General features: G+C 68.3%; 10 protein-coding genes. 3 read left to right on the top strand and 7 right to left on the bottom strand.

All coding sequences use genetic code 11. The features are described 5' to 3' along the window. Nucleotides 1-133: 133 nt before the first annotated feature. The 7 genes from ACFWI9_RS15370 to ngcE form a co-directional block, all read right to left on the bottom strand. Nucleotides 134-1,429 (bottom strand): sugar ABC transporter permease, encoded by a 1,296-nt coding sequence (locus ACFWI9_RS15370; RefSeq protein ID WP_387162144.1) that lies wholly within the window; start codon nucleotides 1,427-1,429, stop codon nucleotides 134-136. Then, entirely contained in the window at nucleotides 1,426-2,214 is a 789-nt protein-coding gene (locus ACFWI9_RS15365; protein ID WP_387162160.1) for an ATP-binding cassette domain-containing protein, read from the bottom strand. The genes ACFWI9_RS15370 and ACFWI9_RS15365 overlap by 4 nt, the downstream gene beginning before the upstream one ends. 286 nt (nucleotides 2,215-2,500) lie before the next feature. Next, complete coding sequence (locus ACFWI9_RS15360) at nucleotides 2,501-3,613, bottom strand: sugar ABC transporter substrate-binding protein (protein WP_387162142.1); 1,113 nt, start codon at nucleotides 3,611-3,613, stop codon at nucleotides 2,501-2,503. A gap of 119 nt (nucleotides 3,614-3,732) precedes the next feature. Continuing rightward, on the bottom strand, nucleotides 3,733-4,950 hold the full coding sequence (locus ACFWI9_RS15355; RefSeq protein WP_387162140.1) for an ROK family protein: 1,218 nt from the start codon (nucleotides 4,948-4,950) through the stop codon (nucleotides 3,733-3,735). A 307-nt stretch (nucleotides 4,951-5,257) separates the two neighbouring features. Next, complete coding sequence (locus ACFWI9_RS15350) at nucleotides 5,258-6,211, bottom strand: carbohydrate ABC transporter permease (RefSeq protein WP_387162138.1); 954 nt, start codon at nucleotides 6,209-6,211, stop codon at nucleotides 5,258-5,260. A gap of 7 nt (nucleotides 6,212-6,218) precedes the next feature. After that, nucleotides 6,219-7,142, bottom strand: coding sequence for a carbohydrate ABC transporter permease (locus ACFWI9_RS15345; RefSeq protein WP_387162136.1), 924 nt, complete (start codon nucleotides 7,140-7,142; stop codon nucleotides 6,219-6,221). Between the two features lie 103 nt (nucleotides 7,143-7,245). Beyond that, entirely contained in the window at nucleotides 7,246-8,697 is a 1,452-nt protein-coding gene (ngcE, locus tag ACFWI9_RS15340) for an N-acetylglucosamine/diacetylchitobiose ABC transporter substrate-binding protein (RefSeq protein WP_387162134.1), read from the bottom strand. Nucleotides 8,698-9,224: 527 nt separating this feature from the next. On the opposite strand from ngcE, the gene ACFWI9_RS15335 reads away from it, so the two are divergent. From ACFWI9_RS15335 to ACFWI9_RS15325, 3 genes are all read left to right on the top strand, one after another. Then, nucleotides 9,225-13,070: a GH92 family glycosyl hydrolase gene (locus ACFWI9_RS15335; protein ID WP_387162132.1), complete on the top strand. Its 3,846-nt coding sequence runs from the start codon at nucleotides 9,225-9,227 to the stop codon at nucleotides 13,068-13,070. Nucleotides 13,071-13,265: 195 nt separating this feature from the next. Further along, a complete protein-coding gene (locus tag ACFWI9_RS15330; protein WP_387162130.1) occupies nucleotides 13,266-13,826 on the top strand; it encodes an SRPBCC family protein in 561 nt (186 codons plus the stop codon). A gap of 89 nt (nucleotides 13,827-13,915) precedes the next feature. Further along, nucleotides 13,916-15,202, top strand: coding sequence for an acyl-CoA thioesterase/bile acid-CoA:amino acid N-acyltransferase family protein (locus tag ACFWI9_RS15325; protein WP_387162128.1), 1,287 nt, complete (start codon nucleotides 13,916-13,918; stop codon nucleotides 15,200-15,202). Nucleotides 15,203-15,592 lie beyond the last annotated feature (390 nt).

Raw genomic sequence — 15,592 nt, 5'->3', positions numbered from 1 at the left:
GCGCTCCCCCCCCCACCGGCTGACGGCGGGCGCCGCGGGTGGCGCCCGGAGGATTCGCCCACCCCCGCTGCGGGGGGTCACCCGGGGTTCGGGCCGGGACCGGGTCGGGGCCCCGGGCACTGTGTGAGCGGCGTTACGCGCGGCCCGCGGTCTTCTGCGTCTTGCGCGTGACCGAGTCGATCACGACGGTGGCGAGCAGCACACCACCGGTGATCATGTAGACCACAGGGGTCCTGATGCCTTCGAGCGCGAGACCGTACTGGATCGCGACGATCACCAGGGCGCCGAGGAGCGCGTTCCACGTCCGGCCGCGTCCGCCGAAGAGGCTGGTGCCGCCGATGACGGCCGCGGCGATGACGTTCATCAGCAGGTCGCCCGTACCGGCGCTCTGGTTGGCGGCCGCGATCTTGGAGGCCCAGAACAGGCCGCCGACCGCCGCGAAGAAGCCGGAGAGCGCGAAGACCGAGATCCGGACCGCGGCGACGTTGATTCCGGCGCGGCGGGCGGCCTCGACACTGCCGCCGAGCGCGAAGATCTTGCGTCCGTAGGCGGTGCGGCGGAGCACGAAGTCCGTGATCACCAGCACGGCGAGGAACAGGACGAACGCCAGCGGCAAGCCCTTGTACTGATTGAACATGAACGCCGCGCCGAAGGCGATGACTGCCAGCAGCACCGTACGCAGCACGATGTCGGACAGCGGCCGGGAGGGGATCCCGACGGCCGCACGGCGGCGGTTGCCCAGCAGCGAGGTCACGAAGAACACCGCGACCGCGGCGGCGGCCAGACCGTAGGCGGCGGCGACGTCGGAGAAGAAGTACGTCGTCAGACTGCCCACGGCGCCCTCGCTGTCCAGGTTGATGGTGCCCTGGTCACCGAGCAGTTGGAGCATGAAGCCGAGCCAGAACAGCAGGCCGGCGAGGGTGACGGCGAACGCCGGAGCGCCGATCTTCGCGAAGAAGAAGCCGTGGAGCGCGCCGATCGCGGCTCCGGCGGCGAGGGCCACGAAGACCGCGAGCCATTCGTTCATCCCGTGGGTCACGGCCATGACCGCGACGATCGCGCCCGAGACACCGCTGACCGAACCGACCGACAGGTCGATCTCGCCGAGGAGCAGCACGAAGATGATGCCCACGGCCATCGTGCCCGTGCCCACCATGGTCACGGCGATGTCCGAGATGTTCTTCGCGGAGAGGAACTCGGAGTTCAGGCTCTGGAAGACGACGGCGATGATGACCAGGCCGATCACGACCGGGATGGAGCCGAGGTCCCCGGCGTGCAACTTGCGCTTGAACTCGGAGAGGTAGCCCGCGATGCCCTGCTCGCGTACCAGCAGCCGGGGGTCGACCGCGGTGACCGCGTCGTGCGCGGCGTCCGGGTTCACTACCTGGTGTCCGCCTGCACCGTGGGCGGAGGTCTTGTCGATGCTCACTTCTGCGCCTCCGAGGTGCGCGCCGCACGACGGGTCACGGCGTTGTCCGTGGCGCCGGTGATGGCGGAGATGATCTCTTCCTGCGAGGTGGACTTGACGTCGAAGACGCCGTTGTTGCGGCCGAGGCGGAGCACCGCCACCTTGTCGGCGACGGCCTTCACATCGGCCATGTTGTGGCTGATGAGGATGACGGCGTGGCCGCGCTCGCGCAGCCGCTCCACAAGGTCGAGCACCTGTGCGGTCTGCTCTACGCCGAGCGCGGCGGTCGGCTCGTCGAGGATGACGAGCTTGGGCTCACCGAGCATCGAACGGGCGATGGCCACCGTCTGCCGCTGACCGCCGGAGAGGGAGGCGATCGGGATGCGCACGCTGGGGATGCGGATCGACAGCGTGCTCAGCAGCTCGCGGGAGCGGCGCTCCATCTCGACCTCGTCCAGAACACCGCGCTTGCGCAGCTCACGGCCGAGGTAGAGGTTGCCGACGACGTCGATGTTGTCGCACAGCGCGAGGTCCTGGTAGACGGTCGCGATGCCCAGGTTCTGGGCGTCGTGGGGCTTGTGGATCGCGACGGACCTGCCCTCCCACTCGATGACGCCCTCATCGATGGGGTGCACTCCCGCGATCGTCTTGACCAGGGTGGACTTACCGGCGCCGTTGTCGCCTACAAGGGCGACCACCTCGCCGGCGTGGACCTCAAGCTCTACGTCGGTGAGCGCCTGGACGGCACCGAACCGCTTGGAGACCCCGCGCAACGCCAGCACGGGCGTAGCGAACACGTGAACCATCTCCTTCGCCGCCTGACCGGCGGGGCTGCCGCGCCCCCGGAAGACCAGGTGGTGCGGTGGGTCGAGCAGAATCAAGTATTCAGAAAGAACCGAAAGCAAGCAGACCGGAAGTAGGCGGACCGGAAGCAAGCAGAAGCGTTTCTGCCCGGTGCCCCGCCCCTATAGCGGGACTGGACTGGGACGGGGCACCGGGCAGGCTTCCGGGGTCCCTGGGTCCCTGGCCTGGGCTTGGCGTACTGGACTCCGACAGTCCGGACGCCGGACGCCGGCCGGGACTCCGGGGGACCTACTTCAGGCCGGCCGCTTCGCAGGCGGCCTTGTACTTCGCGGTGCAGATCTCGTCGATGGTGTAGACGCCGTCCTTGATCACGGTGTCCTTGATGTTGTCCTTGGTCAGCGAGACGACCGGGACGAGCACGGCGGGGATGCCGTTGTTGGTGGGGCTGTCGACCCGGGCGGTCTCCACGGCCCCGAGCTTCTCGCCCTTGGCGAGCAGCACGGCCATCTTGGCGGCGGCGGCTGCCTCCGGCGCGTACGGCTTGTAGACGCTCATGTACTGCTCACCCGCGACGATCCGCTGCACACCGGCGAGCTCGGCGTCCTGGCCGGTGACCGGGGGGAGCTTGGTGAAGCCGCCGGCCTTCAGGGCGGTGATGATGCCGCCCGCCATGCCGTCGTTCGCGGAGTACACGCCGATGATCTTGTCCTTGCCGAGGGCCGAGATCGCGGCCTCCATGTTGGAGTTGGCGTTCTCCGGCTTCCACTCCTTGGTGTCGTACTCCTTGCCGATGTTGACCTTGCCTTCGAGCTCGGCCTTCGCGCCCTTCTTGAAGAGGGCGGCGTTCGGGTCGGTGATGGCACCGTTCATCATGACGATCTGGCCGTCCTTGGCCTTGTCGCCCAGCGCCGCGAGGAGCGCCTTGCCCTGGACGTGGCCGACCTCTTCGTTGTCGAAGGAGGTGTACGCGTCGATCGGGCCCTCGGCGAGGCGGTCGAAGGCAACGACCGGGATACCGGCCTCCTTGGCCTTCTTCACGCTGCCGGCGATCGCCTTGGAGTCGACCGCGTCGATGATCAGCGCGTCCACCTTGTTGGTGATCATCGTCTCGACCTGCTGGGTCTGGAGCGTCGCGTCCTGCTTGGCGTTGGCGTAGACGACCTCGGCCTTGCCGTTCGTCAGCTTGCTGATCTCCTCCTCGATCAGCGGCTTGTCGAACTTCTCGTAGCGGGCGGTCTGGTTCTCCGGGAGCAGCAGACCGATCTTGAGGTCGTCGCCCTTCTTCTCGCCCGCGCTGTTGGCGTTCTCTCCGGACTCCTTGGCACTGCCACAGGCGGCGAGGGACACGGCCATGGCGGTGGCGGCGAGTGCCACGGCTGCGCGACGCATCTGCGTGTTCATTCAGAAACCTCCCTGACGAGGCCGCGTCACGCGGCCGAGGTGGCTGGAAGTCAACTCGGACGCCTCCCCGTCGTCAAGGAGTAAATCCTTAACGAGATGACAACGGTGCCATTCGTTATCTAAGTGAAGGCAGGCCCACCCGCAGAGAGGGCACTTCCAGAACCAGCAGAACTATCCATAAGTGTTGAATCGCCCATTTCGCTGAGCACAAGCGCCAGGGCACCCAGCACCTCAGCCCGACTCCCCAGCGCCCCGGGCAGCAGCGACAGTTGGCGGGCCGCGCTGGGAATCGCGTACCGGGAGACGGACTCCCTGATCGGCGCAAGCACCAATTCTCCCGCTTCGGCCAGATTGCCGCCCAGCACGACCCTGGTCGGATTAAGTAGATTGCATAGATTCGCGACCCCGCTGCCGATGTGCCGCCCCACGTCGGCGATCACCCTGCGGCAGCCCGGATCGCCCTCACGCGCCAGCTGCACGACCCGGTCCATGGTCAGATCCGGGCCATGACTGGGCTGGAGCAACGGCAGCACATAGCGGGCGGAAGCGAAGGTCTCCAGGCAGCCCCGATTGCCGCAACGGCAGACGGGACCCGACTCATCCAGGGTGATATGCCCGATCTCGCCCGCCGTGCCGCCCGGGCCCCGGTAGATCTGGCCGTTGATGACCAGCCCCGCGCCCACACCGCTGGCCACCTTGATGTAGGCGAGGTCCTTCACGCCCCGGCCGCTGCCCCAGACCAGCTCGCCGAGCGCGCCGAGGTTGGCGTCGTTGTCGACGTACACCGGCACCCCGAGCCGCCGCGAGAGCTCGTCGCTGGGGTTTATCCCGGTCCAGCCCGGCAGGATCGACGTCGACCCCAGCGTCCCGGACTCGACATCGATCGGCCCCGGCACACCGAGCCCGACCCCGATCACCTTGTCCGCGCTGATCCCGGTGTCCGCGATCAGCCGTTTGACCAGCACTTCCGCCCGACCGAAGCCCTCCTCGGACGAGGCGTCGACATCAAGCGGCTCGGACTCCTCGGCCAGCACCTGATGGGCGAGGTTGCCCACGGCGACCCGTAGGTGGGTGTGCCCGAAGTCCACCCCGATCACGATCCCCGCGTCCCCGCTCAGCGACACGCTCCGAGCCCGCCTGCCGCCCGCCGAGGTGGGGGTCACCTCGACCGTGCCGCCCTCCTTCAGTTCGCGAACGATGTTGGAGACCGTGGCGGCGGACAGGCCGGTCGACCTCGCGATCTCGGCCTGAGTGAGCGAGCCGGCCATACGCACAGCACGTACGACACGCTCGAGATTCGCCCGATGCAGAGATGTCTGCGACCCCGGAGTCTCCATCGACTCACACACTCCCGCTCATTACTCCAACATGTGAACTCTAAGGGGAGCCTTTGGGGCTGCTCCCCGTCAAGACCTGAGCGCATACGCAGAGCCCGCCGGATGCGTGCTGCGGCGGGCAGTCCTGGCACGAAAGCCCCGCCCGGCTGCCTCAAGGGCGGCAAACGGACGGGGTCCCTTGACTTCAGCATCCGCAGCCTTCACGGCGCGGCGGGTCTGCTAGTGCTGTGACCCCCGCGGCGTGGGCCACGCGGCGCTTCCGGGGCCCGGGGGCCACGCGGAGGCGGCCCTGCCGCAGGGCTCAGCCCTACTTCAGCGCCCCCGCCGTCAGCCCGGCCACCACCTGCCGCTGGAAGATCACATACGCCGCCAGCACCGGCAGCATCGCCATCACCAGCCCCGCGAACAGGCCTGACCAGTCGCCCTTGTACCCCTGGCTCACCGCCAGCTGGACCAGCCCCTGGGACAGCACCTTCTGGTCCTGATCGCTGTTCAGCACCGTCGGCAGCATGTACTGGTTCCACTGGCCCAGGAAGTTGAAGATGCCCACGCTGATCAGTCCGGGTTTGGCCATCGGCAACATGACCTGGAAGAACGTACGGGTGTGCGAGGCCCCGTCGATCAGGGCCGCCTCCGCCACCGACGTCGGCAGCGTGCGGAAGAAGGCGGTCAGGAAGAACACCGTGAAAGGCAGCGAGTACGCGATGTAGACGAGGATCAGGCCGTGGATCGTGTTCAGGAGCTGGATGTTGTTCATGACGTAGAACAGCGGGACCAGCGCCAGCATGATCGGGAAGCTCATGCCGCCGACGAAGAGGAAGTAGATGAAGCGGTTGCCCGGGAAGTCGAACCGGGCGAGGACGTACGCCGCCATCGAGCCGAGCAGCAGCGTGCCCGCGAGGGAGCCGGCGACCACCAGGACGGTGTTCAGGAAGTAGTCGCTCATATGGGCCTGGCTCCAGGCACGGGACCAGTTCTCGAAGTGGAGCCGGTCGGGCAGCGCCCAAGGCGAGCTGAAGATCGCGTTGTCATCCTTGAACGAGGTCATCACGGCCCACAGCAGCGGCAGGACGACCATCAGGGCCCACAGGACCAGCATGCCGTGCGAGAAGACGTTGAGGACCTTGCCGTCGCCGTGGCGCCGCCTGCGCCGCGAAGGCGCGCCGGGCGGGTCCGGCCGGTGGGTCTTCGCCACCTGCGGCAGGGTTGACCCAGCGGCGCCGGCGGGAGAGGTCGCTGAAGTTTGCGAGGTCTCCGTCATCTTCACGTCAGTACTCCAGACGCTCTCGCCGACCCAGCTTCATCACGACGGCGGCGAACGCCAGCGTGACAATCAGCAGGGCGACGCCGATCGTGGTCGCGTAGGCCGCCGCGCCGTCGCGGAACGCGGACTGGTACACGTACAGCACCATCACCGTGGTCGAGTAGTCGGGGCCGCCCGGCCCCGTGGTCATGATCTGCACCACCGCGAAGGACTCCGCGCCGAGCGCGAGGATGCCCATGTAGACCCAGCCGGACTGGATGGTGTCCCACAGCAGCGGCAGCGTGATCCGGAAGAAGGTGGTGAACCGGGTCGCGCCGTCCAGCAGCGCGGCTTCGTAGAAGTCCTTCGGGATGGACGCCATCGCCGCTGAGAAGAGAACGACGAAGAAGCCCACCGTGGACCAGACGAGGACCGCCATCACACACCACAGGGCGAGGTCCGGGTCGCCCAGCCACAGCGGCTGGATCCCGCCCAGCCCGACCGCCTTGAGCGCCGAGTTGATGGCCCCGCTCTCGGGGTTGTACGCGAACTGGAAGAGCAGGGCGACGATCGCGATCGACAGCACCTGCGGGAAGAAGTAGGCGATCTTGTAGAAGGACGAGCCGCGTACCCCGGAGACCGTGGCGCCTCTCCGGTGCCGTCCACCGACATTGATCATGAAGGCGAAGAACAGGGCGAGGCCGATGGTGGCCACCGGCAGCAGCAGCGCGAACAGCAGGCTGTGCTGGAGGGACTTCCAGAAGATGTCGTCGTCCCACATCCGGGCGTAGTTGTCGAAGCCGACCATGGCGAAGTCCGGGCTCAGACCGGTCCAGTCGGTGAAGGAGTAGAAGATCGACTGGACGAACGGCCAGACGACGAAGAGCGCGTACAGCGCCAGGGGGGCCGCCAGGAACCCCACGATGAAACGGTACTTGCCGTGCTGCATGCCTACCGACCCCGATCCTGCGGAACGCGCCGCCGCTGGTGCCGAGTGCCCCGGGTGCTCCCGGGAACGCCGTCAGAGCGGCGGTCCCGGGAGCACTGGCCGCTCACTGGTGCTTGTACTTCTTGACGGACGAGTCCTGGGCGGCCTTGTCGGCGAATCCCTGGATCTTGCTGATCGCCTCGGCCGGGGTGAGCCGTCCGGCCATCATCTCGCCCAGGCCCGCCACGCCGATCTGCTCCTTCTGGAGCTTGACGTACCAGTCCTGGAGGCGCGGGTTGACAACGTTCTCCCCCGCTGTGGCAAGCGCCGCGACACCCGATTTCAGACCCGGTGTCAGCGCGATCCCGTCGGTGCCGCCGTTGAACGCGGTCAGCGACTTCACCTGCCGGGTGAAGTTCCGCGACGACGCCTCGCTGAGCATGATGCGCAGCTGCTCCATGCCGCCCTCGACGTTCTTGGCGTTCGCCGGGACGATGAAGGGCTCGCCACCGGAGGCCCAGATGGTGCCGAACGGCATCGCGTCCGACGCGTCGAGTCCGGACGGCGCGGCGACCGCGAGGTCGAAGTCCTTCGGCATGGTGGCGGCGGCCTCGTTCTCCACCCAGGAGCCGTTGGGGATGAACAGCGCCTTGCCCTTGGTCCAGGCGGTCTGGGACTGGATGTGGTCGAGGCCGGGGGTGCCCTTGAGGACGTACCCCTTCTTGTAGAGCTCGTAGTACGCCTCGAAGGCGGACTTGACGGCGGGGTGCTTCCAGGCGTTGGGCTCCAGGTTGTCGATCGAGTCCAGGACCTCCCGGCCGCCGATCTTGGCGATGAACGGGTAGAGCGAGAAGGGGAGGTAGTACGGATGCTTGCCGGCGTACGTCCACCCGGCGATGCCCCGCTTCTTCGCCTTCTCGCAGAGGGCGAGCATCTCGTCCCAGGTCTCGGGGTACTGGGCGTCGAGCCGGTCGAGCGCGGTCGCCGAATACCAGACGCCGTAGACGGTGTAGGCGTAGTAGAGGATCCAGACGGGTGCGCCGTCGAACTGGCCCATCTCGACGATTCCGGGGCGCAGGGTGTCGCGCACCGTCTTGTCGGGGTTGTCGAACGAGGGCGCGTCGAGCAGCGGGGTGAGGTCGGCGAGTTGCTTCTTGCCGACGAGGACGCCCATGTCCATCTGCTCGGCACCCGAGTTGTCGATGAGGTCGGGTGGGGTCCCGCCGTTGAAGCGGGGCTGGAGCTCGGACTGGATCTTCTGGGTGGCCTTGTGGGTAACCTGGGGTGCCTTCGGGAAGGCCGCGTTGTACTTCTTCTCCGCGTCGATGGCGTACTGCTGGCCGAAGCCGCCGTCGAAGATGACCACCTCCAGGGGGGCGGTCTCGTTGACGCCGAGCGGGTTGGTCTTGGTGACCTTGCCCTTCTCGACCTTGGAGCCGCCCGCCCCGCCGGTGCCGCTCGCGCAGGCGGACAGGAGGTTCATCGCCGGAAGGGTGATAAGGCCGATCGCCGCGGTGCGCTTGATCAGTGCACGGCGGTCGATACCGCCGTTCGGATGGCCGGAGGTAGATCCCATGCTCAAGTCCTCGCCTTCTCCAGGACTCAGGCGGTGTACCGGTCGCCCGTCTCATCGTCTGAGGCGAAGGCCCCGCCACCGCGGTCTTTTGCTGAAGCTGGGTCGTGCAGGGGGTTCAGTCGTGCAGGGGTGCGGTCGTGCCGGGGTCAGTGGGGCGCGACGGGTACGGGGTGGGCGGCGCCCGGCTCGCCGCCGCGCCGCGTTCGCTCGGGAGGCGGACGCCGACAGGTATAGTCCACTTGCGGTCGGCTGAGCAAGATCGAAAACAAGGTTGACCGCCAGACTTTCCCGATCTGAGATCTCACGGATAGCGGGAGTACCACCAAATCCCTTCCTCTCCGCCTCACTGCGCCGTTTCCACCCCCTCATCCATTCGCGATCAAGAATCTCATCGAAACGGCCGATTTCGAACCTGCCACACCGTCAACACCCTTGACACCGTGCGGCACTTGCCTCCCTACTGGAGCTTGCGCAATCAGTCTGACAACGTTGTCCGGATTCGCTCCCGCAGGGAGGAAAGCGTCGGCATGCGGCCCAGATCCAGCTCTCGGCACAGACGATTCCGCGTGGCTGCGCTAGCGGCGGCCACCGCCCTGCTGGTGGCGGCAGGACAGTACGCCGCCACCGCGCAACCCTCGCAACCTCCTTCACTGGCAACGGAGTTCAGTACTTCGTTCGAGGCGAACGAGGCCCGGCCCGACTGGCGCGACACCGTGGAGACGGGACCGGACGGAGGCAAGCGGTCATCCGGCGTCGACGGCGGCTACGCTTCCGGAATTCCGGGCAATGTGACGGACAAGGTCATCGAACTGCGTGCCAGCGGCGAGAACAGCGGAGCCGGCGAGGTCAAGGAAAATCTGGTCGATCTCCAGCCCACCACCAAATGGTTGGGTTTCCAGTCCAGCGCCTGGATCGAATTCGACACGGACGCCCCGGTCAAGGTCGTCAGATACGCGTTGACCTCGGCCAATGACTTCCCCACCCGCGATCCCAGGGACTGGACACTCCAGGGCTCGCCGGACGGCAGGGAGTGGAAGACCCTCGACACCCGCACGGGCGAGGCCTTCGACCGGCGCTTCCAGACCAGGACATACGACATCGACGCCGCCGCCGCGGCCGCGTACACCCACTACCGCCTGGAGATCGCCGCGAACAACGGCGCGTCCGACGCCACCCAGTTGGCCGATGTGCAGTTCTCCGACGGCGACACCGGCACCCCGGCACCCGAGGACATGCGCAGCCTGGTCGACCGCGGGCCCGGGGGCTCCCCCACCGCGAAGGCGAACGCGGGTTTCACGGGCAAACGCGCACTGAGGTACGCGGGCACACACAAGACGGACGGGCGCGCGTACTCGTACAACAAGATCTTCGATGTCAGTACAGCCGTACGGCGGGACACGGAGCTGTCGTACCGGGTCTTTCCGTCCATGGCGGAGACGGACCTGAAGTACCCCGCCACCCATGTGGCCGTGGACCTCGCGTTCACCGACGGCACCTATCTGAGTGACCTCCGGGCGGTGGACTCACACGGCGGGCTGCTGACGCCGCAGGGCCAGGGCGCGGCCAAGCGGCTCTACGTCAACCAGTGGAACCAGGTCACCGCGCGGATCGGGGCCGTCGCGGCGGGCAAGACGGTGGACCGGATCCTGGTGGCGTACGACTCCCCCACCGGCCCCGCGAGGTTCCAGGGCTGGATCGACGACATCAGGCTCGCCGCGGCGGTGCCCGCGACGCGGCCGGCGCGCCTGTCGGACTACGTCTCCACAGTGCGCGGCACCAACTCCAGCGGTTCGTTCTCGCGTGGCAACACCTTCCCGGCGACCGCGGTACCGCATGGTTTCAACTTCTGGACCCCGGTCACCAACGCGGGCTCACTGAGCTGGCTGTACGAATACGCCCGCGCCAACAACGCCGACAACCTGCCCACCATCCAGGCGTTCAGCGCCAGCCATGAGCCGAGCCCGTGGATGGGCGACCGGCAGACCTTCCAGCTCATGCCGTCGGCTGCCGACGGCACGCCCGACACCTCCCGCACGGCCCGGGCTCTGCCCTTCCGGCACGAGAAGGAGACCGCGCGTGCGCACTACTACGGGGTGACCTTCGAGAACGGGCTCAAGGCCGAGATCGCCCCGGCGGACCACGCCGCGATGATGCGATTCACCTATCCGGGTGAGCAAGCCGCGGTGCTGTTCGACAACGTCACCGAGCAGGCCGGGCTCAGCCTCGACCCCGCGACCAGCTCCTTCACCGGCTACTCCGACGTCAAGAGCGGCCTCTCCACGGGTGCCACCAGGCTGTTCGTGTACGGGGTCTTCGACGCGCCCGTCACCGCGTCCGCGTCGCAGGGCGTCAAGGGGCATCTGCGCTTCGACGCCGGAGCCGACCGCACCGTCACCCTGCGGATCGCGACCTCGCTGATCAGCGTCGACCAGGCGAAGCGGAACCTGGCCCAGGAGATCCCGCAGTCCTCGGACTTCGACCGGGTCAAGGGCCTCGCGCAGGATGCCTGGGACGGCATCCTCGGCCGGGTCCGGGTCGAGGGCGCGACCCATGACCAGCTGGTGACGCTCTACTCCTCGCTCTACCGGCTGTATCTGTATCCGAACTCCGGCTTCGAGAAGGTGGACGGGAAGGACGTGTACGCCAGCCCCTTCTCACCGCAGACCGGCCCGGACACCCCGACCCGCACCGGCGCGAAGCTCGTCGACGGCCGGGTCTACGTCAACAACGGTTTCTGGGACACCTACAGGACCACCTGGCCCGCGTACTCCTTCCTGACTCCGGGCAAGGCAGGCGAGCTGGTCGACGGCTTCGTCCAGCAGTACCGGGACGGCGGCTGGATCTCCCGCTGGTCGTCGCCCGGTTACGCCGATCTGATGACCGGCACCTCGTCCGATGTCGCCTTCGCCGACGCGTACGTCAAGGGCGTACGGGGCTTCGACGCCGAGACCGCCTACGAGGCGGCACTCAAGAACGCGACCGTGGCACCGCCGCACCGGGGCGTGGGCCGCAAGGGCATGGAGACCTCGCCGTTCATCGGATACGCGTCGACCGAGACCCACGAGGGACTGTCCTGGACGCTGGAAGGCTGTCTCAACGACTACGGCCTCTCCCGGATGGCCGAGGCTCTTTTCAAGAAGACACACAAGCCCCGCTACAAGGAGGAGGCGGCCTACTTCCTCAACCGCGCACGCACCTATGTGTCGCTGTTCGACTCCGAAACCGGCTTCTTCCAGGGCCGGAACCTGAAGGGTGACTGGCGGGTCCCGGCGGACCGGTACGACCCCAGGATCTGGGGATACGACTACACCGAGACCAATGGATACGGCTATGCGTTCACGGCGCCCCAGGACACCCGCGGCCTGGCGAACCTGTACGGCGGCCGGGCCGGGCTCGGCGGGAAACTGGACACCTACTTCGCCACGCCGGAGACCGCCTCGCCGGAGTTCGCGGGCTCGTACGGAGGCGTCATCCACGAGATGACGGAGGCCAGGGACGTACGGATGGGCATGTACGGGCACTCCAACCAGGTCGCCCACCATGTCACCTATATGTACAACGCGGCTTCCCAACCGTGGAAGACGCAGGAGAAGGTGCGCGAGGTGCTGTCCCGCCTCTACACCGGCAGCGAGATCGGCCAGGGCTACCACGGCGACGAGGACAACGGCGAGCAGTCCGCCTGGTTCCTGTTCTCCGCGCTGGGCTTCTATCCGCTGGTGATGGGCAGCGGGGAGTACACCATCGGGTCGCCCTTGTTCACCAAGGCCACCGTGCGGCTGGAGAACGGCCGTGAGCTGGTGGTGACTGCCCCACGCAACAGCGCCTCGAACATCTACGTCCAGGGTGTGAAGGTCAACGGCCGGACGTGGCACTCCACCGCGCTGCCGCACGAGCTCCTCGCGCGCGGCGGCACCCTGGAGTTCGCCATGGGCCCCCGGCCCTCGCGCTGGGGGACGGGCAGCGGTGCCGCTCCGGTGTCCATCACCCAGGACGACAGGGTGCCGGAACCACGGCGCGACACGATCAGCGGCGCCGGCCCGCTGTTCGACGACACCTCCGCCACGGAGGGGGCACTGGGCCCGTCGGCGCCCGTGGGGCTGCCGGTCGCATCCGGCACCAGAGCCGTCCAGTACACCCTCACCTCGTCGGCGAAGGCCACGGCGCCGACAGGCTGGGTGCTCCAGGGCTCGCATGACGGCACCACGTGGACCGATGTCGACAAGCGGGCCGGTGAGTCGTTCGCCTGGGACCGGCAGACCCGGGTGTTCACGGTCGGCCAGCCAGGCACCTTCGACAGGTACCGGCTGGTCCCGGCGGCGGCGGCGTCCCTCGCGGAGATCGAGCTGATCGCCTCGCGACGCAGCGGAGCGTGACCGTCGTTCATCCGAGGTATGTACCGCGACGACCGGTGGATCGGTCCTGGTGCCGATCCGCCGGGCAGGGCCCGTCGCCTGGCGTCGAGTGCACCGAACCCCCTGAAACGGAAGGCGGTCGCACACCAATGCAGCAAACGCAGGACACCGCTCTCGCCGCGGACGCCGAACTCGGCCCGCTGGGACGGCGTTCCGGTGAACTGGAAGGCAGCGGTGGAGAACGGCGCCGAGAGCTACCACCACATGGGCACACACGCGGGCGCGCTGGAGCCGGTGCCGCCCGGCAAGGTCACCGTACTCCACGAGTGCGAGGGCCGCTGGTTCAGCGCGTTCATGCCGTTCGCACCCACGGCGGCGGAGGCGATGGCTGACGACATGGCGGCTGCGCTGTCGATGACGATCCCGGGCCTTGGCGAGGCGGAACTGTCGGGCATGCTGATCGCGGGGGTCTTTCCGCAGCTGATGCCGGCCCTGCTGCCGACCGGTGCGACCTGCTTCCGCTGGATCCCGACGGGGCCCGGCACCCATGACGCCCACGCGACCGTGCCCGTCCCTCGTGTGGTGAGACAGTCACCGGACTCTGAGTCGTATCTGCGGCTGTCACGTGTGTGGCCGGAGCTGATCCAGGGGGAAGACCTCATCGCGATCCGGGGGTCCAGCGCGGGTTGGCGACCCAGCCCGAGCCGTCCGGCGGGCGCCTCTCGCATCTGGAGCGTCCGTTGTGGCAGTTCCAGCGATATCCGGCCGATCGTCTGACGAACGGTCACTCCTGAACCGGACGGGCGCTCACCCGACCGGCGAGCGCCCGGTCGCAGGTCCGCCGATGGGCGCATACGTTCCGAAGGGTGGAGCTGATCATCACACCCGGGGACGGTCTGGTCGACGAGGTACCCCACCTCCTCGTTCAGGGACTCGGCGCGCATGAGCAGGTGACGGTGCGGATCGACGTGACCGACGCCGCGGGAGCGGTATGGCGGTCCGTCAACCGCTACCGGGCCGATGCCCGGGGAGTCGCCGGCACGGCGCTGACCGCACCGATCGCGGGCTCGTACACCGGTATCGACCCGTCGGGGCCGTGGTGGTCGATGACCCCCGTTCACCGGGACGGGTCGCCCGTCACCTTCACGGCCTCTGACGACGCGTTGACGTGGACCGTGTGGTGCGCCGCCGACTCCGCGCGCCAGGTGCGGCGTACGGTCGTCCGCCGCTGGCGGGCCCGGAGGGTCGGTCGCACGGAACGGGACGACCAGGGGTTGCGGCTCCTGGAGTACGCACCGCGCGGTGCCGGGCACGGAGACCGCCCGGTGGTGCTGATGGTGCCGGGCGCCGGTGGCCCGGGGGCGGTTGCGCCCACGGCGGCGCTGCTGGCGTCCCGCTGCGGCTTCACCACGGTGGTCGTCGCATCCACGGCGCATGCGGTCATGCCCGTCGAGCACATCGCGCGGGCCGTCGGCGCGGTGGCGACCGGCCGCCGCGTCGGAGTCGTCGCCTTCTCCCTGGGCACGGGCGGGGCGCTGGCGGCACTCGCCCTGGCCGGGGTGCCGGTGCACGCGGTGGTCGCGATCGCCCCGACACACGTGATCTGGCAGGCCCCCCATCGAGGCGGCCCGCCGCCGAAGACCTCGTCATGGACCTACCGGGATGTGCCGCTTCCGTACGTACCCGTGCGCGACACACTGCTGCTCCCGCAACTCGCCGCCCGTACCCTGCTGCGCCGCCTACCAGGCGGCCTGTCGCGTTCGCCGGCACTGCGGCTGCGCCGCACCTACCAGTCCGGGCTCAGGAACGCCGTCGCCGTGCGCGGCGCGCTGATCCCGGTCGAGGACATCACCGCCCCGCTGATGGCGATCGCCGGCACCGATGACGCGGTGTGGCCTGCGGCTACCATGGCCCGCGCCCTGCTGGCGCGGCGCCGTGCCGTCCGGTCCGACGACGTGCTGCTGGTCCACCGGGGTGCCGGTCACCTCCTGCGGCCACCGCTCGTCCCGACGACCGTCGACCGCACCGCCGCGCTGGTCTCCGGTGGCACTCCGCAGGCGACCGCTCTGGCGCAGAGCGAGACCTGGGCGGCCATGACGGCGTTCCTGGAGCGCCGTCTCTCTTCCGACGGGGTTACCTCTGGGGCGAGTTGACGGCAGATAGCGCGCCGTGCCGGCTTCCGTAGCGGGCGACCGGCTTCCCGGCCGGCGCCCTGTGGCTGCACAAGGGCACCAGCACCGGCGGCCTGTCCGCGCGCGTCAAGCTCGGCAAGGCCTGGAACATCTACAACCACCTGGCCGGCCGCGGCGATCTGACCGGCGACGGCCGGGGCGACATCGTGGCCAAGGACGAGTCCGGTGTGCTGTGGCTCTACAAGGGCACGGGCAAGTCCACCGCGCCGTTCTCGGCACGCACCAAGATCGGCTCCGGCTGGAATACCTACCGGCAGATGTTCTGATCCGCCGGCGACCGGCCGCGGGCTGGCTCGCTGAGCGATCCCGACCCGTTGAACGCTTGAGGGCCGCGCCCCCCATCCATGGGAG

It is taken from the genome of Streptomyces sp. NPDC127084, assembly GCF_042724175.1.
In the GTDB taxonomy this organism is placed as follows: Bacteria; Actinomycetota; Actinomycetes; order Streptomycetales; family Streptomycetaceae; genus Streptomyces.
This window is presented reverse-complemented; position numbering and strand designations above follow the sequence as displayed.